This is a genomic window from Enterobacter sp. SECR19-1250 (assembly GCF_013391025.1).
GTDB classification, from domain to species: domain Bacteria; phylum Pseudomonadota; class Gammaproteobacteria; order Enterobacterales; family Enterobacteriaceae; genus Enterobacter; species Enterobacter cloacae.
Genome location: NZ_JACASJ010000358.1, coordinates 1 through 250, shown reverse-complemented (window position 1 = coordinate 250; position 250 = coordinate 1). Strand labels below are relative to the sequence as shown.

At 70.0% G+C, this 250-nt stretch carries 1 pseudogene; it reads right to left on the bottom strand.

From position 1 onward, the window contains the following. Positions 1–250: pseudogene (locus tag HX884_RS26955) on the bottom strand (hypothetical protein); the annotation flags it as partial.

Below are 250 nucleotides of genomic sequence, written 5' to 3'. Positions count from 1 at the left end.
CAGGTCGAGCGAGCCGCCCACGGTCAGATTGTCCGGCAGCGCGGTGATGCTGGTGCCTTCCAGGTCGAGCGAGCCGCCCACGGTCAGATTGTCCGGCAGCGCGGTGATGCTGGTGCCGCGCAGGTCGAGCGAGCCGCCCACGGTCAGATTGTCCGGCAGCGCGGTGATGCTGGTGCCTTCCAGGTCGAGCGAGCCGCCCACGGTCAGATTGTCCGGCAGCGCGGTGATGCTGGTGCCGCGCAGGTCGAGC